General features: G+C 72.3%; 15 protein-coding genes. 8 read left to right on the forward strand and 7 right to left on the reverse strand.

Annotation, left to right across the window (positions count from 1 at the left end; translation table 11 throughout):
• Position 1 precedes the first annotated feature (1 nt).
• The 7 genes from NJC10_RS10445 to NJC10_RS10475 all read left to right on the forward strand — a co-directional run bounded on the left by NJC10_RS10445 (position 2) and on the right by NJC10_RS10475 (position 8,698).
• Positions 2 to 1,204, forward strand: coding sequence for an ABC transporter permease (locus NJC10_RS10445; RefSeq protein WP_319076444.1), 1,203 nt, complete (start codon positions 2 to 4; stop codon positions 1,202 to 1,204).
• 32 nt (positions 1,205 to 1,236) lie between these two features.
• Positions 1,237 to 3,246, forward strand: coding sequence for an ABC transporter ATP-binding protein (locus NJC10_RS10450; protein ID WP_413466434.1), 2,010 nt, complete (start codon positions 1,237 to 1,239; stop codon positions 3,244 to 3,246).
• Positions 3,247 to 3,371: 125 nt separating this feature from the next.
• Positions 3,372 to 5,282 carry a translational GTPase TypA gene (gene typA / locus NJC10_RS10455; protein WP_319076447.1) on the forward strand — a complete coding sequence of 637 codons (1,911 nt, stop codon included), beginning with the start codon at positions 3,372 to 3,374 and terminating at the stop codon, positions 5,280 to 5,282.
• Positions 5,275 to 5,790, forward strand: coding sequence for a hypothetical protein (locus tag NJC10_RS10460; RefSeq protein ID WP_319076449.1), 516 nt, complete (start codon positions 5,275 to 5,277; stop codon positions 5,788 to 5,790). Before typA ends, NJC10_RS10460 begins: the two co-directional genes overlap by 8 nt.
• Positions 5,787 to 6,113 (forward strand): ferredoxin, encoded by a 327-nt coding sequence (gene fdxA, locus NJC10_RS10465; RefSeq protein WP_248117572.1) that lies wholly within the window; start codon positions 5,787 to 5,789, stop codon positions 6,111 to 6,113. The genes NJC10_RS10460 and fdxA overlap by 4 nt, the downstream gene beginning before the upstream one ends.
• 6 nt (positions 6,114 to 6,119) lie before the next feature.
• Positions 6,120 to 7,271 carry a succinyldiaminopimelate transaminase gene (gene dapC / locus NJC10_RS10470; protein ID WP_319076450.1) on the forward strand — a complete coding sequence of 384 codons (1,152 nt, stop codon included), beginning with the start codon at positions 6,120 to 6,122 and terminating at the stop codon, positions 7,269 to 7,271.
• A gap of 140 nt (positions 7,272 to 7,411) precedes the next feature.
• Positions 7,412 to 8,698 (forward strand): citrate synthase, encoded by a 1,287-nt coding sequence (locus NJC10_RS10475; protein ID WP_413466432.1) that lies wholly within the window; start codon positions 7,412 to 7,414, stop codon positions 8,696 to 8,698.
• 90 nt (positions 8,699 to 8,788) lie between these two features.
• Here the strand turns inward: NJC10_RS10475 and NJC10_RS10480 are convergent, their stop codons facing one another.
• Both NJC10_RS10480 and dapD read right to left on the reverse strand, forming a co-directional pair.
• Positions 8,789 to 9,706 carry a hypothetical protein gene (locus tag NJC10_RS10480; protein ID WP_319076452.1) on the reverse strand — a complete coding sequence of 306 codons (918 nt, stop codon included), beginning with the start codon at positions 9,704 to 9,706 and terminating at the stop codon, positions 8,789 to 8,791.
• Between the two features lie 2 nt (positions 9,707 to 9,708).
• Positions 9,709 to 10,701 (reverse strand): 2,3,4,5-tetrahydropyridine-2,6-dicarboxylate N-succinyltransferase, encoded by a 993-nt coding sequence (gene dapD, locus NJC10_RS10485; protein WP_319076453.1) that lies wholly within the window; start codon positions 10,699 to 10,701, stop codon positions 9,709 to 9,711.
• 70 nt (positions 10,702 to 10,771) lie between these two features.
• On the opposite strand from dapD, the gene dapE reads away from it, so the two are divergent.
• A complete protein-coding gene (dapE, locus tag NJC10_RS10490; RefSeq protein ID WP_319076455.1) occupies positions 10,772 to 11,926 on the forward strand; it encodes a succinyl-diaminopimelate desuccinylase in 1,155 nt (384 codons plus the stop codon).
• 83 nt (positions 11,927 to 12,009) lie between these two features.
• Here dapE and NJC10_RS10495 read toward each other — a convergent pair whose 3' ends face one another.
• The 5 genes from NJC10_RS10495 to NJC10_RS10515 all read right to left on the reverse strand — a co-directional run bounded on the left by NJC10_RS10495 (position 12,010) and on the right by NJC10_RS10515 (position 16,619).
• On the reverse strand, positions 12,010 to 12,900 hold the full coding sequence (locus tag NJC10_RS10495; protein ID WP_248117582.1) for an amino acid ABC transporter permease: 891 nt from the start codon (positions 12,898 to 12,900) through the stop codon (positions 12,010 to 12,012).
• A complete protein-coding gene (locus tag NJC10_RS10500) occupies positions 12,897 to 13,577 on the reverse strand; it encodes an amino acid ABC transporter permease (protein WP_298712011.1) in 681 nt (226 codons plus the stop codon). Before NJC10_RS10500 ends, NJC10_RS10495 begins: the two co-directional genes overlap by 4 nt.
• A gap of 110 nt (positions 13,578 to 13,687) precedes the next feature.
• Positions 13,688 to 14,575, reverse strand: a complete 888-nt coding sequence (locus NJC10_RS10505; RefSeq protein WP_319076459.1) for a glutamate ABC transporter substrate-binding protein — start codon at positions 14,573 to 14,575, stop codon at positions 13,688 to 13,690.
• 72 nt (positions 14,576 to 14,647) lie between these two features.
• Complete coding sequence (locus NJC10_RS10510; RefSeq protein ID WP_319076461.1) at positions 14,648 to 15,460, reverse strand: amino acid ABC transporter ATP-binding protein; 813 nt, start codon at positions 15,458 to 15,460, stop codon at positions 14,648 to 14,650.
• Between the two features lie 85 nt (positions 15,461 to 15,545).
• Positions 15,546 to 16,619, reverse strand: a complete 1,074-nt coding sequence (locus tag NJC10_RS10515) for a transporter substrate-binding domain-containing protein (protein WP_319076463.1) — start codon at positions 16,617 to 16,619, stop codon at positions 15,546 to 15,548.
• Positions 16,620 to 16,694 lie beyond the last annotated feature (75 nt).

Raw genomic sequence — 16,694 nt, forward strand, 5'->3', positions numbered from 1 at the left:
CATGACGACTGACAACACCTCCACGCCGGTCTCGAAGACCGAGGCGCAGCAGATCTTCGACCTGGCCGAGGCCGAGGACGCCAAGCTGCGGCAGACCTCCGGCAAGTCCTTCTCGCAGGGCGCGCTGGTCCGGAAGCGCTTCTTCCGTCACAAGGCCGCGATGATCTCCCTCGTGGTGCTCGCGTTCGTGGCGATCATGGCCTTCACCTCCATCGGCTACGGCGGCCTGCCCGGCTGGTGGGACAAGTCCTACACCGACGCCGCCCCGATCGTGAACGAGGGGCGCCCCACCATGTCGCTCGTCCCTCAGTTCCTGGGCGGCGAGGGCATCCGATGGGGCGAACACCCCTTCGGTCAGGAGTCGACGGGCAAGGACTACTTCGCCCTCGTGATGCGCGGCACCCAGCAGTCGATGATCATCGCGATCATCGTGGGCCTGCTGTCCACGGTGATCGGCGCGCTCATCGGCGCCGTCTCCGCCTACTTCGGCGGCTGGGTCGACTCGGTGCTGATGCGCCTGACCGACCTGATCATCGTCATCCCGCTGCTCGTCCTCGCGGCCGTGCTCGGCCAGATGGCGGCCGGGCTGAAGATGGGCATCTTCCCCCTCGCGGTGGTGCTCGGGCTCGTGTCCTGGACATCGCTGGCCCGCCTTGTGCGCGGTGAGGTGCTCTCCCTCCGGGAGAAGGAGTACGTGGCTGCGGCCACCGCGATGGGCGCCTCCTCGGGCCGCATCATCCTCAAGCACCTGCTTCCCAACACAATCGGCGTGATCGTCGTGAACGCCACCTTCGCGATCGCCGGCGCTGTGCTGCTGGAGACCTCGCTGTCCTTCCTCGGCTTCGGCGTACAGCCCCCCGACACCTCCCTGGGCCTGCTCATCAGCCAGTACCAGAACTCCTTCACCACGCGTCCGTGGCTGTTCTGGTGGCCGGGCATGATCATCCTCGCCGTCGCCCTCTCCGTGAACTTCCTCGGCGACGGCCTCCGCGACGCCTTCGACCCGCGCCAGGCCGGCGCCGGGCGCCCCAAGCGCGGCCTCTTCGGCCGACGCGCCGCCGTGACCGAGGCCGGCGCCGTCACCGCCGGCGGCCTGCAGACCGCCCCGACGGCCCGCGCCGCCGAGGACGTCGATGCCGCCGAGGACGTCGCGCCGACCGAGGCCGACGCCCGTCGCGGCCGTGACGGAGGCGGCGCACTGTGAGCTCGAGCGCGAACGACAAGAAAGGCCGTTTCATGTTCGGCAAGAAGAAGAAGGACGTGGCCCCGGCCACCGAGACCGCCCTGACGCAGCCGGCCCCGACCGACGGCCCCGTCACCGCGGCGGACTTCCCCGAGGTGGGACCGCACGGCGTCGACGCCGCCGGGACGCACGGCTCCTCCGCCGTCGACCTCGACGCCGTGGGTGCCGCGGTGCCCGGCTCCTCGGGCACCGCGTCCGCGGATGCGGCAGACGTCCGCCCGGCCGCCCCCGTGGTCGGCGAGCGCACCGTCGTCGAGCCCGCGAGCGAGGGCGTCGTCGCGGGGCCGACCACGAGCGCGATCGGTGTGGTCACCCGCCACGACGACCGCGCCGGCGAGCCCGTGCTCGCGTTCAAGGACGTGGACGTGCAGTTCAGCACCGAGTTCGGCCCGGTCCACGCCGTGAAGGGCGTGACGTTCGACGTCAAGCCCGGCGAGGTCGTGGCGCTCGTGGGCGAGTCCGGCTCGGGCAAGTCCGTGACCAGCTCCACCGCGATGGGCCTGCTGCCCTCGAACGCGGACATCACCGGCTCGGTGCGCCTGGCCGGCCAGGAGATCCTCACGATGTCCCCGGGACGGCTGCGCTCGGTGCGCGGCAAGGACGTGGCCATGGTCTTCCAGGAGCCCATGACCGCCCTGAACCCCGTGCTCACGGTGGGCGACCAGCTCACGGAGGCCCTCGAGCTGCACGGCATCGCCTTCGGCACGGAGGCGGACAAGCGCGCGATCGAGCTGCTCACCATGGTGGGCATCCCGGACCCGGAGAACCGTCTCAAGCAGTACCCGCATCAGTTCTCCGGCGGCCAGCGCCAGCGCATCGTGATCGCGATGGCCATCAGCTGCTCGCCGAAGATGATCATCGCCGACGAGCCCACCACGGCCCTCGACGTGACCGTCCAGGCGGAGATCCTGGAGCTGCTGCGCTCGCTGAAGAGCAAGATGAACACCGGCATCCTGCTGATCACGCACAACATGGGCGTGGTCGCGGACATGGCGGACCGCGTGTGCGTGATGCTCCACGGCGAGCTCGTGGAGCAGGGCTCCGTGCACCAGGTGCTCCAGCACCCGCAGCACCCCTACACGCAGAAGCTGCTCTCGGCCGTGCCCCGGCTGGGCGCCGCCTACCAGGTGGCCGAGCCGGAGCCCGTCACCTCCACGCAGACGCGGGCCCGGTACGCGATCGAGGCGGAGAACCTCAACCTCGAGTACGACCACCGGGGCAAGAGGAACCGCGTGGTGCACGACGTCAGCTTCACGGTGGCGCCCGGGGAGATCCTGGGCCTCGTGGGAGAGTCCGGCTCGGGCAAGTCCACGATCGCGAAGTCCGTGCTCGGGCTCCTCCCGATCGCCTCGGGTGCCCTGCGCATCCAGGGCGAGGACCTCGCGACGATCCCGAAGGCGCAGCAGAAGGCCCTGCGTCGCCGGATCGGCGTCGTATTCCAGGACCCGGCGGCCTCGCTGGACCCGCGCTTCCCGATCGGCGACATCATCACCGAGCCCATGGTGGTCCACGGCGTGGGGGACCGGCGCTCGCGCCTGGCCCGCGCCGAGGAGCTCCTGGACGCGGTGAAGCTGCCGCGCAGCGTGGTGAACCGCTTCCCGCACGAGCTCTCCGGCGGCCAGCGCCAGCGCATCTCCATCGCGCGTGCGCTGACCCTGGATCCCGAGGTGCTGATCGCGGACGAGCCCACGTCGGCGCTGGACGTCTCCGTCCAGGCCGCCGTGCTCGACATGTTCGCCGAGCTGCAGCACCGCTACGAGTTCGCGTGCCTCTTCGTGTCCCACGACCTGGCGGTGGTGGACATGCTGGCGCACAAGGTGCTCGTGCTCAAGGACGGCAAGCAGGTGGAGCAGGGTCCCGTGGAGGAGGTGCTGCACCACCCGCGCGAGGAGTACACCCGCCGGCTCCTGGCCGCGGCCCCCGTGCCGGACCCGGACCAGCAGGCCGAGCGGCGTCAGCAGCGCCGCGAGTTCCTCGCCTCCCTCGGCGAGGGCGTGTACTGACGGACCGGACGGTCGCCCCGTCCGTCCCCCGGCCCGACGACGGCGGCCCCGGCGCGTATGATCGCACCGGGGCCGCCGTCGTCATGCGCCCCGCCTCTTTGACTGCCGAACCGGACAGGACCCCCATGACCTCGACCGAAACCCGCCGCTCCGATCTGCGCAACGTGGCCATCGTGGCCCACGTGGACCACGGCAAGACCACCCTCGTGGACGCCATGCTCCGCCAGACCGGATCCTTCGCCGCGCACGGCGACGTGGCCGAGCGCGTCATGGACTCCGGCGACCTCGAGCGTGAGAAGGGCATCACCATCCTCGCCAAGAACACCACGGTGTTCTACTCCGGCCCCTCGGCCCCCGAGGGCGAGACCGTCACCATCAACGTGATCGACACCCCCGGCCACGCCGACTTCGGCGGCGAGGTGGAGCGCGGCCTGTCCATGGTGGACGGCGTCGTCCTGCTCGTGGACGCGTCCGAGGGCCCGCTGCCCCAGACCCGCTTCGTGCTGCGCAAGGCCCTCGCGGCCAAGCTGCCCGTGGTGCTCGTGGTCAACAAGACCGACCGCCCGGACGCCCGCATCGACGGCGTCGTCTCCGACTCCATGGACCTGCTGCTCGGCCTGGCCTCGGACCTCGCCGAGGAGGACCCGGACCTGGACCTGGACGCCGTGCTGGACGTGCCCGTCGTGTTCGCCTCCGGCAAGGCCGGCCGCGCCTCCGTGAACCAGCCCGAGGACGGCGCCCTGCCGGACGCCGAGGACCTCGAGCCGCTGTTCAAGGTGATCATGTCCAACATCCCCGCCCCCATCTTCACGGAGGGCGAGGTCCTGCAGGCCCACGTGACCAACCTGGACGCCTCCCCGTTCCTGGGCCGCCTCGCGCTGCTGCGCATCTTCAACGGCACCCTCAAGAAGGGGCAGACCGTGGCCTGGGCCCGCCAGGACGGCCAGCTGAAGAACGTCAAGATCACCGAGCTCCTCGCCACCCGCGGCCTCGAGCGGGTCCCCGCGGAGTCCGCCGGCCCGGGCGAGATCGTCGCCGTGGCCGGCATCGAGGACATCATGATCGGCGAGACGCTCACCGACGCCGAGAACCCCAAGCCCCTGCCGCTCATCACGGTGGACGATCCGGCCATCTCCATGACCGTGGGCATCAACACGTCCCCGTTGGCCGGCCGCGTCAAGGGCGCCAAGGTCACCGCGCGCCAGGTGAAGGACCGCCTGGACAAGGAGCTCATCGGCAACGTGTCCCTCAAGGTGCTCCCCACCGAGCGCCCCGACGCGTGGGAGGTCCAGGGCCGCGGCGAGCTCGCCCTGGCCATCCTCGTGGAGCAGATGCGCCGCGAGGGCTTCGAGCTCACCGTCGGCAAGCCCCAGGTGGTCACCAAGACCGTGGACGGCAAGGTCCACGAGCCCATGGAGCGCATGACCATCGACATCCCGGACGAGTTCATGGGCGGCGTCACGCAGCTCATGGCCGCCCGCAAGGGCCGCATGCAGGAGATGTCCAACCACGGCACCGGCTGGATCCGCATGGAGTTCCTCGTGCCCGCCCGCGGCCTGATCGGCTTCCGCACGCGCTTCCTCACGGAGACCCGCGGCGCCGGCATCGCCTCCTCCGAGGCCGCCGGCTACGAGCCGTGGGCCGGGGAGATCGAGTACCGCACCAACGGCTCGCTCATGGCCGACCGCGCGGGCACCGCCACGCCGTTCGCCATGATCAACCTGCAGGAGCGCGGCACGTTCTTCATCAACCCGGGCTCCGAGGTGTACGAGGGCATGATCGTCGGCGAGAACTCGCGCGCGGACGACATGGACGTCAACATCACCAAGGAGAAGAAGCTCACGAACATGCGATCGGCCTCGGCCGACAACTTCGAGGGCCTCACCCCGCCGCACATCCTCACCCTTGAGGAGTCCCTCGAGTTCGCCCGCGAGGACGAGTGCGTGGAGATCACCCCGGAGTCGATCCGCATCCGCAAGGTGATCCTGGACGCCAACGAGCGCAACAAGGCCGCCCGCCAGCGCGCCCGTGCCTGACGCGTCCGCCGAGCGTCCCACCCCGCCGGCGGCGTCCGTCGTCGGCGGGGTGCTGCTCGGCCTGGGAGTCGGCGCCCTCGGCACCGCCACCCACCTGAACGTGGCCCCGCTCGCGGGCGCCTGGACCCTGCCGTGGGGCGCCGCCCTGGCGCTGGTGCTGGCGGGGTCCGCCCAGTGGTGGTGGATGCGCCGCACCGCCGACGCCGGCGGGCGGGCCCTCCCGGCCGGCGCCGCCGTCGCAGTGGGCGCGTTCACCGCCGCGCTCGCGCTCTGCCGCCTGCCGGCGACGGACCGCCTGGGCCTGCCGTGGACGCCGGACGTGTTCGCGGCGATGCCGGGCGCCGCACTGGCCTCGGTGGCCTGGATCGCGGGCCTGCCCGTGCTCGGCGTGGTGCTGCCGGCCCTCGCCGCCCGAGGCGGGCGCAGGGGCCCGCGTCGGACCGAGAGAGTACCCTGGGCGGAAGCCCCGAACCCCCATCACCGACGAGAGGTGGACGGTCAGTCATGACCTATGTGATCGCATTGCCGTGCGTGGACGTCAAGGACAAGGCGTGCATCGACGAGTGCCCCGTGGACTGCATCTACGAGGGCGAGCGCTCCCTCTACATCCACCCGGACGAGTGCGTCGACTGCGGCGCGTGCGAGCCGGTGTGCCCCGTGGAGGCCATCTACTACGAGGACGACACCCCCGAGGAGTGGGCCGAGTACTACAAGGCCAACGTCGAGTTCTTCGATGACCTCGGCTCCCCGGGCGGCGCGGCCAAGCTGGGCAAGATCGCCAAGGACCACCCGATCATCGCCGCCCTGCCGCCGCAGAACGCGGACGCCTGAGCGCCCATGCTCACCCTCCCGGACTACCCGTGGGACACGCTCGCCCCCTACCGTGAGCGCGCGGCCGCGCATCCTGACGGCACGGTGGACCTGTCCATCGGCACGCCCGTGGACCCCACGCCGGAGCTGATCCGGCGCGCCCTCACCGAGGCCGCCGACGCCCACGGGTACCCCACCACGCACGGGACCGCCGCGCTGCGCGGGGCCGTGGTGGACTGGTTCGCCCGTCGCCGCGGCGTCCCCGGGCTGGACCCGGCCGCCGTCATCCCCTCCGTGGGCTCCAAGGAGTTCATCGCGTGGCTGCCGACGCTGCTGGGCCTCGGTGCGGACGACGTCGTGGTGCACCCGCGCACCGCCTACCCCACGTACGCGATCGGTGCGCAGATCGCCGGAGCGCAGGCCGTGGCGGCGGACGACCTGGAGGAGCTGGACCCGGACGTGCGCGCCCGTGTGCGCCTCGTGTGGACCAACTCGCCGGCCAACCCGACGGGCGCCGTCCTCGCCGCGGACGCGCTGAAGCGGATCGTGGACCAGGGCCGCGCCCTCGGCGCCGTGGTGTGCGGCGACGAGTGCTACGCCGAGCTCGGGTGGGATGCATGGGAGGACACGCGGGTGCCGTGCATCCTGGCCCCCGAGGTCTCCGGCGGGGACCTCACGGGCCTGCTCAGCGTGTACTCGCTCTCCAAGCAGTCCAACTTGGCCGGGTACCGCGCGGCGTTCGCCGCGGGCGATCCCGCGCTCGTGGTCGCCCTGGTGAACACGCGCAAGCACGCGGGCATGATCGTGCCCGCGCCCGTGCAGCACGCGATGGCCGCGGCCCTGGCCGACGACGCGCACGTGGCCGAGCAGAAGGACCGCTACCGGCGCCGCCGCGCGCTCCTCAAGCCCGCGCTGGAGGCGGCCGGCTGCGCCGTGGACCACTCCGAGGCGGGCCTCTACCTGTGGACGCGCCGCGCAGACACCGACCCGTCCGCCGCCACGGAACAGGACTCGTGGGACCTGCTGGGGGAGCTGGCCGACCTCGGCATCGTCGCCGGGCCCGGCGTCTTCTACGGCCCGGCCGGCCACGGCTACGTGCGCGTCGCGCTCACGGCCTCGGACGACGCCGTCGCCCGCGCCGCCCGCCGGCTCACCGAGCGCGCAGCCGCGCGGGACTGACACCGTCGCCGCCGCGCCGCCCCCGTGCCCCGCCGGGCACGGGAGTTGGTAGCGTGGGCCGCAGACGTCCCCACGTGCGGTGTGCCCCATCCTCGCGTGCTGCGCGGGGCCATCCATGAACCACGACGAGGGAGTTTCCCGTGACTGAGAACGAGTCCGTCCGGCTGAATGTCGGCGAGAAGAGCCTGGAGCTCGGCATCGAGCGCGCCACGGCCGGCAACGACGGCATCAAGATCGCCCCGCTCCTCAAGGAGACCGGCGACGTGACCTACGACCCCGGCTTCATGAACACCGCGAACGCCAAGTCCGCCGTGACCTACATCGACGGCGACCAGGGCATCCTGCGCTACCGCGGCTACGCGATCGAGGACCTCGCGGCGAACTCCTCCTTCATGGAGGTCGCCTACCTCCTGATCTACGGCGAGCTGCCGGAGACCAAGGAGGCGCTCGCCGACTGGGAGACCAACATCCTCCGCCACAACATGGTGCACGAGGACCTGAAGATGTTCTTCAACGGCTTCCCGCGCGACGCGCACCCGATGCCGGTGCTGTCCTCCTCCGTGTCCGCCCTCTCCACGTTCTACGGCGACTCCCTGGACCCGCATGACCCGGACCAGGTGCACATCTCCACCATCCGCCTGCTGGGCAAGCTGCCGGTGCTGGCCTCCTACGCGTTCAAGAAGTCGCTTGGCCAGCCCTTCATGTACCCGCACAACAACCTGAACTACGTGGAGAACTTCCTCCGCCTGTGCTTCGGCGTGCCCGCCGAGGAGTACGAGATCGACCCGGACATGGTCAAGGCGCTCGACCTGCTCCTCATGCTGCACGCGGACCACGAGCAGAACGCCTCCACCTCCACGGTGCGCCTCGTCGGCTCCACCGAGGCGAACCTCTTCGCCTCCGTCTCGGCGGGCGTCAACGCGCTGTACGGCCCGCTGCACGGCGGCGCCAACGAGGCCGTGCTGAACATGCTCCGCAAGATCCAGGCCGAGGGCACGAAGCCCGAGGACTTCATGGAGAAGGTGAAGAACAAGGAGGACGGCGTCCGCCTGATGGGCTTCGGCCACCGCGTGTACAAGAACTACGACCCGCGCGCGAAGATCATCAAGAAGACCGCCGAGGACATCCTCGCCAAGCTCGGCGGCAACGACGAGCTCCTCGAGATCGCGCAGCGCCTCGAGGAGAAGGCCCTGGCCGACGACTACTTCGTGGAGCGCAAGCTCTACCCGAACGTCGACTTCTACACGGGCGTGATCTACAAGGCCATGGGCTTCCCGGAGAAGATGTTCACCGTCCTCTTCGCCCTGGGCCGCCTGCCCGGGTGGATCGCCCAGTGGCGCGAGCTCATGGAGGATCCGGCCACCAAGATCGGCCGTCCCCGCCAGATCTACGTGGGCGAGCCGCTGCGCCAGTACCCGCAGCGCTGAACCGCACGCCCCGCTCGGGGGTCCGCCGGCCCGTCGTCCTCCTCGCGGAGGCGGCGGGCCGGCGTCGTCGTCGGCGCGAACCCGCGCCGCTCAGAAGGTGACGCGCACGCCCTCCACCGGAGTCTGATCGATCCCGGCCTCGGCGCGGCTGACGAACCCGCCGCCGCCCGACCGCTCCCACACGAGGTCCCCGGTCTCCACGGTGCGCACCCCGTGGGCGTCCGCGTTGACCACGGACCAGGCGGCGAGGGAGCGGGCCTCGGCATCGTCCAGGCCGCCCGTGCCGCCCGCGACCGCCACGGTCCTGCCGCTCGGCGAGTCCTCGGGTGGGCGGCTCCATGCGACGGAGGGGTGCTGGCGCGCCGCGGCGGCGAGGAAGCCCTCCGGGTCCGCCTCGCCCGGCGTGTCGAGGCGGCAGCGCAGCTTCTCGGTCCACTCGCCCGTGAGCGCGGCGGCCCAGGCGCGGGCCTCGACCTCGTGGTCCGCGTAGGCGTCCGGGTAGGCCGAGCGCTGCACCGCCTGGGCGGCCTCGGTGACGGCCATGTCCTGATAGTCCGGGGCGATGTCCTCCAGCGCGGCGAAGAACGCGTTCGCCGCGTACACCGGGTCCATGACCTCCTCCTGCGTGCCCCAGCCCTGCGAGGGGCGCTGCTGGAACACGCCGCGCGAGTCGGGGCCGGCCCGGTCCCCGTGGTCGAGGGCCCGCAGGCCCGACTCCTGGATGCCGGTGGCGATCCCGATCGTGGCCGCGCGCGGCGGCATCCCGCGCTCCTGCGCGGTCGCGGCGATCACGCCCGCGACGGCGGCGCGGTCCGGGGAGAGGCGGTGGTGCGCGCCGTCGTCGGTGATGACGAGGCACACCTCCGGGCCGAGCAGCGGGCCGTGGCCGGCCTCCGAGGCCCACCACGCGCCCGCCCCGAGGCCGCCGAGCACGAGCACGCCCGTGGCCGTGACAAGGGCGCGCCGCGCCAGGGACGGCCGGCGGCGCGGAGCGGCGGGGGCGCTCATGGTCAGCCGTTCGCGTGCAGCGCGGCGTTCAGCTCCACCGTGCGCCCGGCGCGCGGCAGGGCCTCGACGGCGCCCGTGCCCGAGTGGCGGCGGAAGAGCAGGTTCGGGACGCCGGAGAGGTCCACGGCCTTCACGACGGCGGGCTCCTCGCCCTCGCGGAGCACCGTGACGCGCGTGCCGGCCGTGACGTAGAGACCGGCCTCCACCACGCAGTCGTCGCCGATCGAGATGCCGACGCCCGAGTTCGCGCCGAGCAGCACGTGCTCGCCGATCACGATCCTCTGGGTGCCGCCGCCGGAGAGGGTGCCCATGATGGAGACGCCACCGCCGAGGTCGGATCCGTCGCCCACCACGACGCCGGCCGAGATGCGGCCCTCGACCATGGAGTGGCCCAGCGTGCCGGCGTTGAAGTTCACGAAGCCCTCGTGCATGACGGTGGTGCCCTCGGCGAGGTGCGCGCCGAGGCGGACGCGGTCGGCGTCGCCGATGCGCACGCCGCTGGGCACGACGTAGTCCGTCATGCGGGGGAACTTGTCCACGCCGTGCACGGTGACGGAGCCGCGGGCGCGCAGCTTCGCGCGGGTCAGCTCGAAGCCGTCCACGGCGCACGGGCCGTGGTTGGTCCACACGACGTTGGCCAGCAGGCCGAACACGCCGTCGAGGTTGAGCTCGTTCGGGCGGACGAGGCGGTGGGAGAGCGCATGCAGGCGCAGCCACGCGTCCTCGGGGGAGGCGGGGGCGGCGTCCAGGTCGACCTCGAGGGCGACGACGGACTGCGTGGTGCCGCGGTCGGCGTCGTCCGTGGCGAGGCCGTCCAGCATGCCGCCGACGGAGGCGTCCGCCGACGCGAGCGGCCCGGCGACGGGCGCGGGGAACCACACGTCCAGCACCGTGCCGTCAGCGGCACGGGTGGCCAGGCCATGGCCGGCCACGAGGCGGGCGGAGCCGGAGGGGGCGGTCGAGGCGGGGGACGGGTGTGCGGCGGTCTCGGTCATGGGCCCAGCCTACCGATCGGGCCCCGCCGGACCCGGGGCGGGGGCCGACCGCGTCCGTAGACTGGACGCCATGACAGCCCTCGACGCCGCCCCCGCACTCCCGGACCTCACCGCCGCCGACCTGGACGTCGCGGAGCTGACCGCCACCCTGCTGGACATCCGCTCGGTCTCGGGGGAGGAGCGGCCGCTCGCCGACGCGGTGGAGACCGCCCTGCGCGGGCTCGGAGGCCTCGACGTGCGCCGCCTCGGCGACACCGTCGTCGCCCGCACCGAGCTGGGCCGGGACACCCGCGTGATCCTCGCCGGACACCTGGACACGGTGCCGTTGCCGACCGTCCCGGGTTCGCGCGGCACCGTGCCGAGCGCGTGGGACGGGGACACGCTCTACGGCCGCGGTGCGGTGGACATGAAGTCCGGGGTGGCGGTGCAGCTCGCCCTCGCCGGCCGCTTCGGCGGCGCCACGGACGCGCCGGGCGCACAGGCCCCCGTGCACGACGTGACCTGGGTGTTCTACGACAACGAGGAGCTCGCCTCGCATCTCTCCGGCCTCGGCCGCGTGGTCCGCGAGGCCCCCGAGCTGCTCGAGGGAGACTTCGCGGTCCTGCTGGAGCCCACCGACGGCGTCGTGGAGGGAGGCTGCAACGGCACGTGCCGCTACCGCGTCTCCTACGCCGGGGTGGCCGCCCACTCCGGCCGAGCCTGGCGCGGGGAGAACGCGATCCACAAGGCCGGCCCCCTGCTGGGCGCCCTCGCCGCGTACGACCCCGCCACGGTGACCGTGGAGGGCCTGGACTACCGGGAGGGCCTCAACGCCATCCGGATCGCCGGCGGCGTGGCCGGCAACGTCATCCCGGACGCGGCGCACGTGGACGTCAACTACCGCTTCGCCCCGGACAAGACCCTCGAGGAGGCGCACGCCCACGTGCGTCAGGTGTTCGAGCGTGCCGGGGTGGACTGGACGGCGCAGGTGGAGGTCATGGACGCCTCCGCCGCCGCCCGGCCCGGCCTGGACCGGCCCGCGGCGGCCGCGTTCGTGGCCGCCGTGGGCGGGGAGCCCAAGCCCAAGTACGGCTGGACCGATGTGGCCCGCTTCTCCGCCCTCGGCGTGCCCGCCGTGAACTTCGGCCCCGGCGACGCCCTGCTGGCCCACACCGACGACGAGCACGTGGACCGCGCCGCCGTGCACGCCTGCCTGGACGCGCTCTCGGGGTGGCTGGCGGGCTGACCGCGGCGGCCCCCTCCCCGACGACGACGGCCGGCCTCCCTGCCCGCGCGGGGCGGAGATGAGGCCGGCCGTCGCAGGTCGGATCAGTGCTTCGCGTGCACCGGGATGGCGACGGCCGAGGACCCCGCGGCGGGGTTGGTCCGGCCCGCGGTGCGCGAGGACAGCAGGCCGGAGAGACGGGACGCCACCCAGGTGAGCAGGACGTTGATCGCGATGAAGATGAGCGCGGCCACCACCAGTGACTGCAGGATGTTCCCCTGGCCCGAGCCGAGCTGCCGGGCGTACTGGAGCAGCTCGAAGAAGCCGATCAGGTAGCCGAGCGCGGAGTCCTTGAGGATCACCACGAACTGGCTGAGGAGCGAGGGCAGCATGGCGACGAGGGCCTGGGGGACCTCCACGAGGCGCAGGGACTGGTTGGGCGTCATGCCGATCGCCGCCGCCGCCTCGCGCTGGCCCTTGGGCAGGGACTTGACGCCGGAGCGCACCAGCTCGGCGATCACGGAGCCGTTGTACAGGGTGAGCCCGAGGATGACGGCGTAGTAGGGGCCGTCCTGGGCGGAGAGCACGCCGCTGCGCGCTGCGAGGGCGAAGGCCTGGTAGAAGAACACCATCATCAGGAGCACCGGCACGGCGCGGAAGAACTCGACCACCACGGCGGCCGCCGCCCGGACCGGCGCGAAGGGCGCCAGTCGGAGGAAGCCGAACACGAGGCCGAAGGCCACCGAGGTGACCACCGCGATCGCGGCCACCTGCAGGGTGAACTGCAGTCCGGGCACGTAGTAGTTGGACCACGCGTTCGCGTCGAGTGCCGCGCTCCAGCGGCGGGGTTCCAGCTGCCCGCGCTCGGCCATGCGGACGAGGACCAGCGCGGCCACCGCCACCACGGCCGCCAGCGCCACGAGGTTGAGGACCAGGATGCGCCGCCGGGCCACGGGGCCCGGGGCGTCGAAGAGGATGGAGGCCTGGGCGCTCATCGGCTCACCGCCCACTTGTCAGAGGCCCACGTGGTGAGCAGGCCGATCGGGATGACGATCAGGCAGAAGCCGATCGCGAAGGTCAGGAAGATGGCCACCATCATGTCCGGGCGGAACTCGATCATCGTCTTCATGAGCCCGGAGGCCTCGGCGACCGAGGCGGCCGCGGCGACGGTGGTGTTCTTCGTCAGGGCGATCACGGTGTTGCCGATCGGGGTGATGGCCCCGCGCAGGGCCTGGGGGAGGATGACGTGACGCGCCGCTGGAAGGAAGCCCAGGCCGATCGCCCGGGCCGCCTCCGCCTGCCCGAGTGGGACCGTGTTCACGCCGGAGCGGATGGCCTCGCACATGAAGGCCGCGTGGTACAGGGAGAGCGCGATCACCGCATAGATGAAGAAGTTCAGGGTGAAGTCGCTCGCGAAGGTGACCTTCAGCTGGCCCCACACCGCCAGGACTCCCAGCAGCATGATGATGGTCAACGGGGTGTTGCGCACGATGTGGACATAGCCGGCGCCGAGCGCTCGCAGGGAGGGGACGGGGGAGATGCGGCACAGGGCGAGGACGACGCCCAAGACGAACGAGGCCAGCGTGGCCAGGACGGCCAGCCGGATGTTCATCCAGAACGCGAGCGGCACGGCCGAGCCGTACTGCTCCATGAGAGTGGACAGTGGTTCCATGGGTCTTCCGATGCCGTCTCTTCCGGGGGTGGAGGGGGCCGTGGCCTGACCGCCCCGGCCGCACACGCCCGGGTGGGCGGTGCCGCCGAGGCGGTCGGGTCAGGGGGTGATCAGGCGCAGGGCTCGAGCTCGGCGTCCTTGCCCGAGTTCAGCTCCTTGTCGTACTCGTAGCCGGTGCCCTCGGTGTTCTTCGTGAGCGACTTCTCCCACTCGCCGGAGTCCTTCATCTCCTTGACGGCGGTGTTGATCTCCTCGCAGCGGTCGGAGTCCTTCGCGATGCCGACGCCGTAGCGCTCGGTGGTGAACGGATTGCCCACCACCTTGAACTTGCCCTTGTTCGCGTCCGTGGCGGCGAGGCCGGCGAGGATGATGTCGTCCGTCGTGACGGCGTCCACCTGGCCGGACTCGAGGTAGGTCACGCACTCGGCGTAGCCGCCCTGCTCCACGAGGTTCACCCCGGAGGCGAACGTGTCCTTGATCTTCTGGGCGGAGGTGGAGCCGGTGACGGAGCAGAGGTTCTTGCCGTCGAGGTCGTCCGGGCCGGTGATGCCGGTCTCGTCGGCGCGGACCAGCAGGTCCTGGCCGGCCACGAAGTACGGCCCCGCGAAGTCGACGCGCTCCTTGCGGGCGTCGGTGATCGAGTAGGTGGCGAGGATCATGTCCACCTCGCCGTTCTCCAGAGCGTTCTCGCGGTTGGCGGAGGGGGTCTGCACCCACTCGATCTTGTCCTCGTCCACGCCCAGCTTCTGGGCCACGTAGCGGGCCACATCCGTGTCGAAGCCCGTGGGGGCGTTCGAACCCTCACGGAAGCCGAGGCCCGGCTGGTCGAACTTGATGCCGATGCGCAGCGAGTCGGAGGACCCCGCGGAGGCGCTGCCCGAGGCGGAGCCGGACGCGGAGGCGCCGGAGTCGCTCGACGCAGACGGGGAGCAGGCGGTCAGGGAGAGGGCGGCGGCCGCGGCGACGGCGGTGATGGAGGCGAGCTTCTTGGTGATCATGGTGTCTCCTGGGATCAGGTGCGGGTGGGAGAGGACGGGGAGGGCCAGGCGGCGTGCCGGGACCGCGGGGCGTCAGTGGGTGAGGATCTTGCCGAGGAAGTCCTTCGCCCGCTCGTGCTGCGGAGCCGTGAAGAAGGACTCGGGGTCGGTGTCCTCGAGGACGGCGCCGTCGGCCATGAAGATGACGCGGTCGCCGGCCTTTCGGGCGAAGCCCATCTCATGGGTCACGACCACCATGGTCATGCCCTCCTGGGCGAGCTGGACCATGACGTCCAGGACCTCCTGCACCATCTCCGGGTCCAGGGCCGAGGTGGGCTCGTCGAACAGCAGGGCCTGCGGCTCCATCGCCAGGGCGCGGGCGATGGCCACGCGCTGCTGCTGGCCGCCAGAGAGCTGGGCGGGCATCTTCTTGGCCTGAGGGGCCACGCCCACGCGCTCCAGGAGCTCCATCGCATGCCGTTCCGCCTCGGCCTTCTTCTTGCCCTTGACCCGGATCGGCCCGAGGGTCACGTTCTCGATGATCGACTTGTGGGCGAAGAGGTTGAAGGACTGGAACACCATGCCGACCTCGGCCCGCAGACGGGCCAGCCCCTTGCCCTCGGTGGGCAGCGGCTGGCCGCCGATGAGGATGCGGCCGCCGTCGTCGTCGATGGTCTCGAGGCGGTTGATGGTGCGGCAGAGGGTGGACTTTCCGGAGCCCGAGGGGCCCAGGACGATCGCCACCTGACCGCGCGGAATGGCGAGGTCGATGTCCTTGAGGGCCTGGAACTCACCGAAGTGCTTGTTGACGTGTTCGAGGCGGATGAGCGCCTCGGACGGTGCGCCGAAGGCCACCGTGCCGACGGCATGGGCGCCGTGGGCGGTGTCCGGAGTGTGGTGGGTCATGCAGGGAATATAGCCCATGTCACAGGACGCCGTGCGGTGCATCACGCTCCTGGCGGGCTGACGGCCTCGGTCCCCGCCCGTCAGCTCACTGGGCGCCCTGCGCGGGGGAGCGGTCGCAGCGGTCGGGATCCGGGAGGGCGGCGAGCCGCAGCTGTGGAGACAGCGGCACCCCGCTGGCGCGCTCGAGAGCCTCGGCGGACCGGGCCCAGCCGCCGTCGGCGCGGTGCGAGGCGAGGGCCGCTGTGACGTCGTCGCACAGCGTGGAGTCCTCCGGCAGGCCGACGCCGTACTGGGCGGTCCCGAGGTCGGCGTCCAGCAGGCGCGCCTCCGGCGCCTCGTCCGCCCGGCTCAGCGCGCCCAGCAGAGGCTCGTCGCCGGCGATCGCATCCACCCGCCCCGTGCGCAGCGCCGGGAGGCACTCGGCGGCGCCGCCCTGCACGAGCAGCTCCACCTCGCCGGGGACCTCGGCGCGGAGGGCGGCCGCGGTGGGGGAGCCGGACTCCACGCAGACCGTGCCGCCCTCCAGGTCTGCAGGCTCCGCGACGGACGAGTCCGCCGGCACGAGCATGCCCAGGCGGGCGGACAGGTACGGACCGGCCACGTCCATGGGCTCGTCCGCGGCCGGCGTCAGGGGCACCCCGCCGACCGCCAGGTCGACGATGCCGGCGGAGAGGGCGTCGGCGGGGGAGCGGGTCCCGAGCCAGACCCACTGGACCTGACGCTCCTCGTAGCCGAGGAACATGGCCGTGGCGCGGGCGGCGTCGGCGTCGAACCCGTCCGGGGTGTCGTCCCTCTCGCCCGTGCTCAGGCCGGGCCGGTCGCCGGGCAGCGCGATCCGCAGCACGCCGTCCGCGCGCGGCCGGGGCGTGGGCGCGGCGGAGGCGCCGTCGGTGGCGTCCGTGGTGCTCGTCGTCCGGGCCGGCGTGGCGGAGCGCGGTGAGGAGGAGCTCTCGACGGGCGTCCCCGGCCCGGCAGGAGGCGTGGGGGCCACCGGCGCGGTGGTCTCGGGCCCCGCCGCCTCGGGCGGCTGCGGGGCCTCGGGCGCGGCCGGCGCGGAGCATCCGGACACCAGCGCCACCGTGGCGGCCAGGGCGGCCGTCGCCGCTGCCCGCCGGGCACGGGCGAGGCGGTGGCGGTCGGGGGACGCAGCGGGCGGCACGGGGTCTCCTGGGGGTCGACGGCGCGCCGCGCTGGGCGGCGGATGTCACCGCAGGATATCTCCCGGGTGCGCGGG

Source organism: Micrococcus sp. M4NT (genome assembly GCF_033790745.1).
In the GTDB taxonomy this organism is placed as follows: Bacteria; Actinomycetota; Actinomycetes; order Actinomycetales; family Micrococcaceae; genus Micrococcus.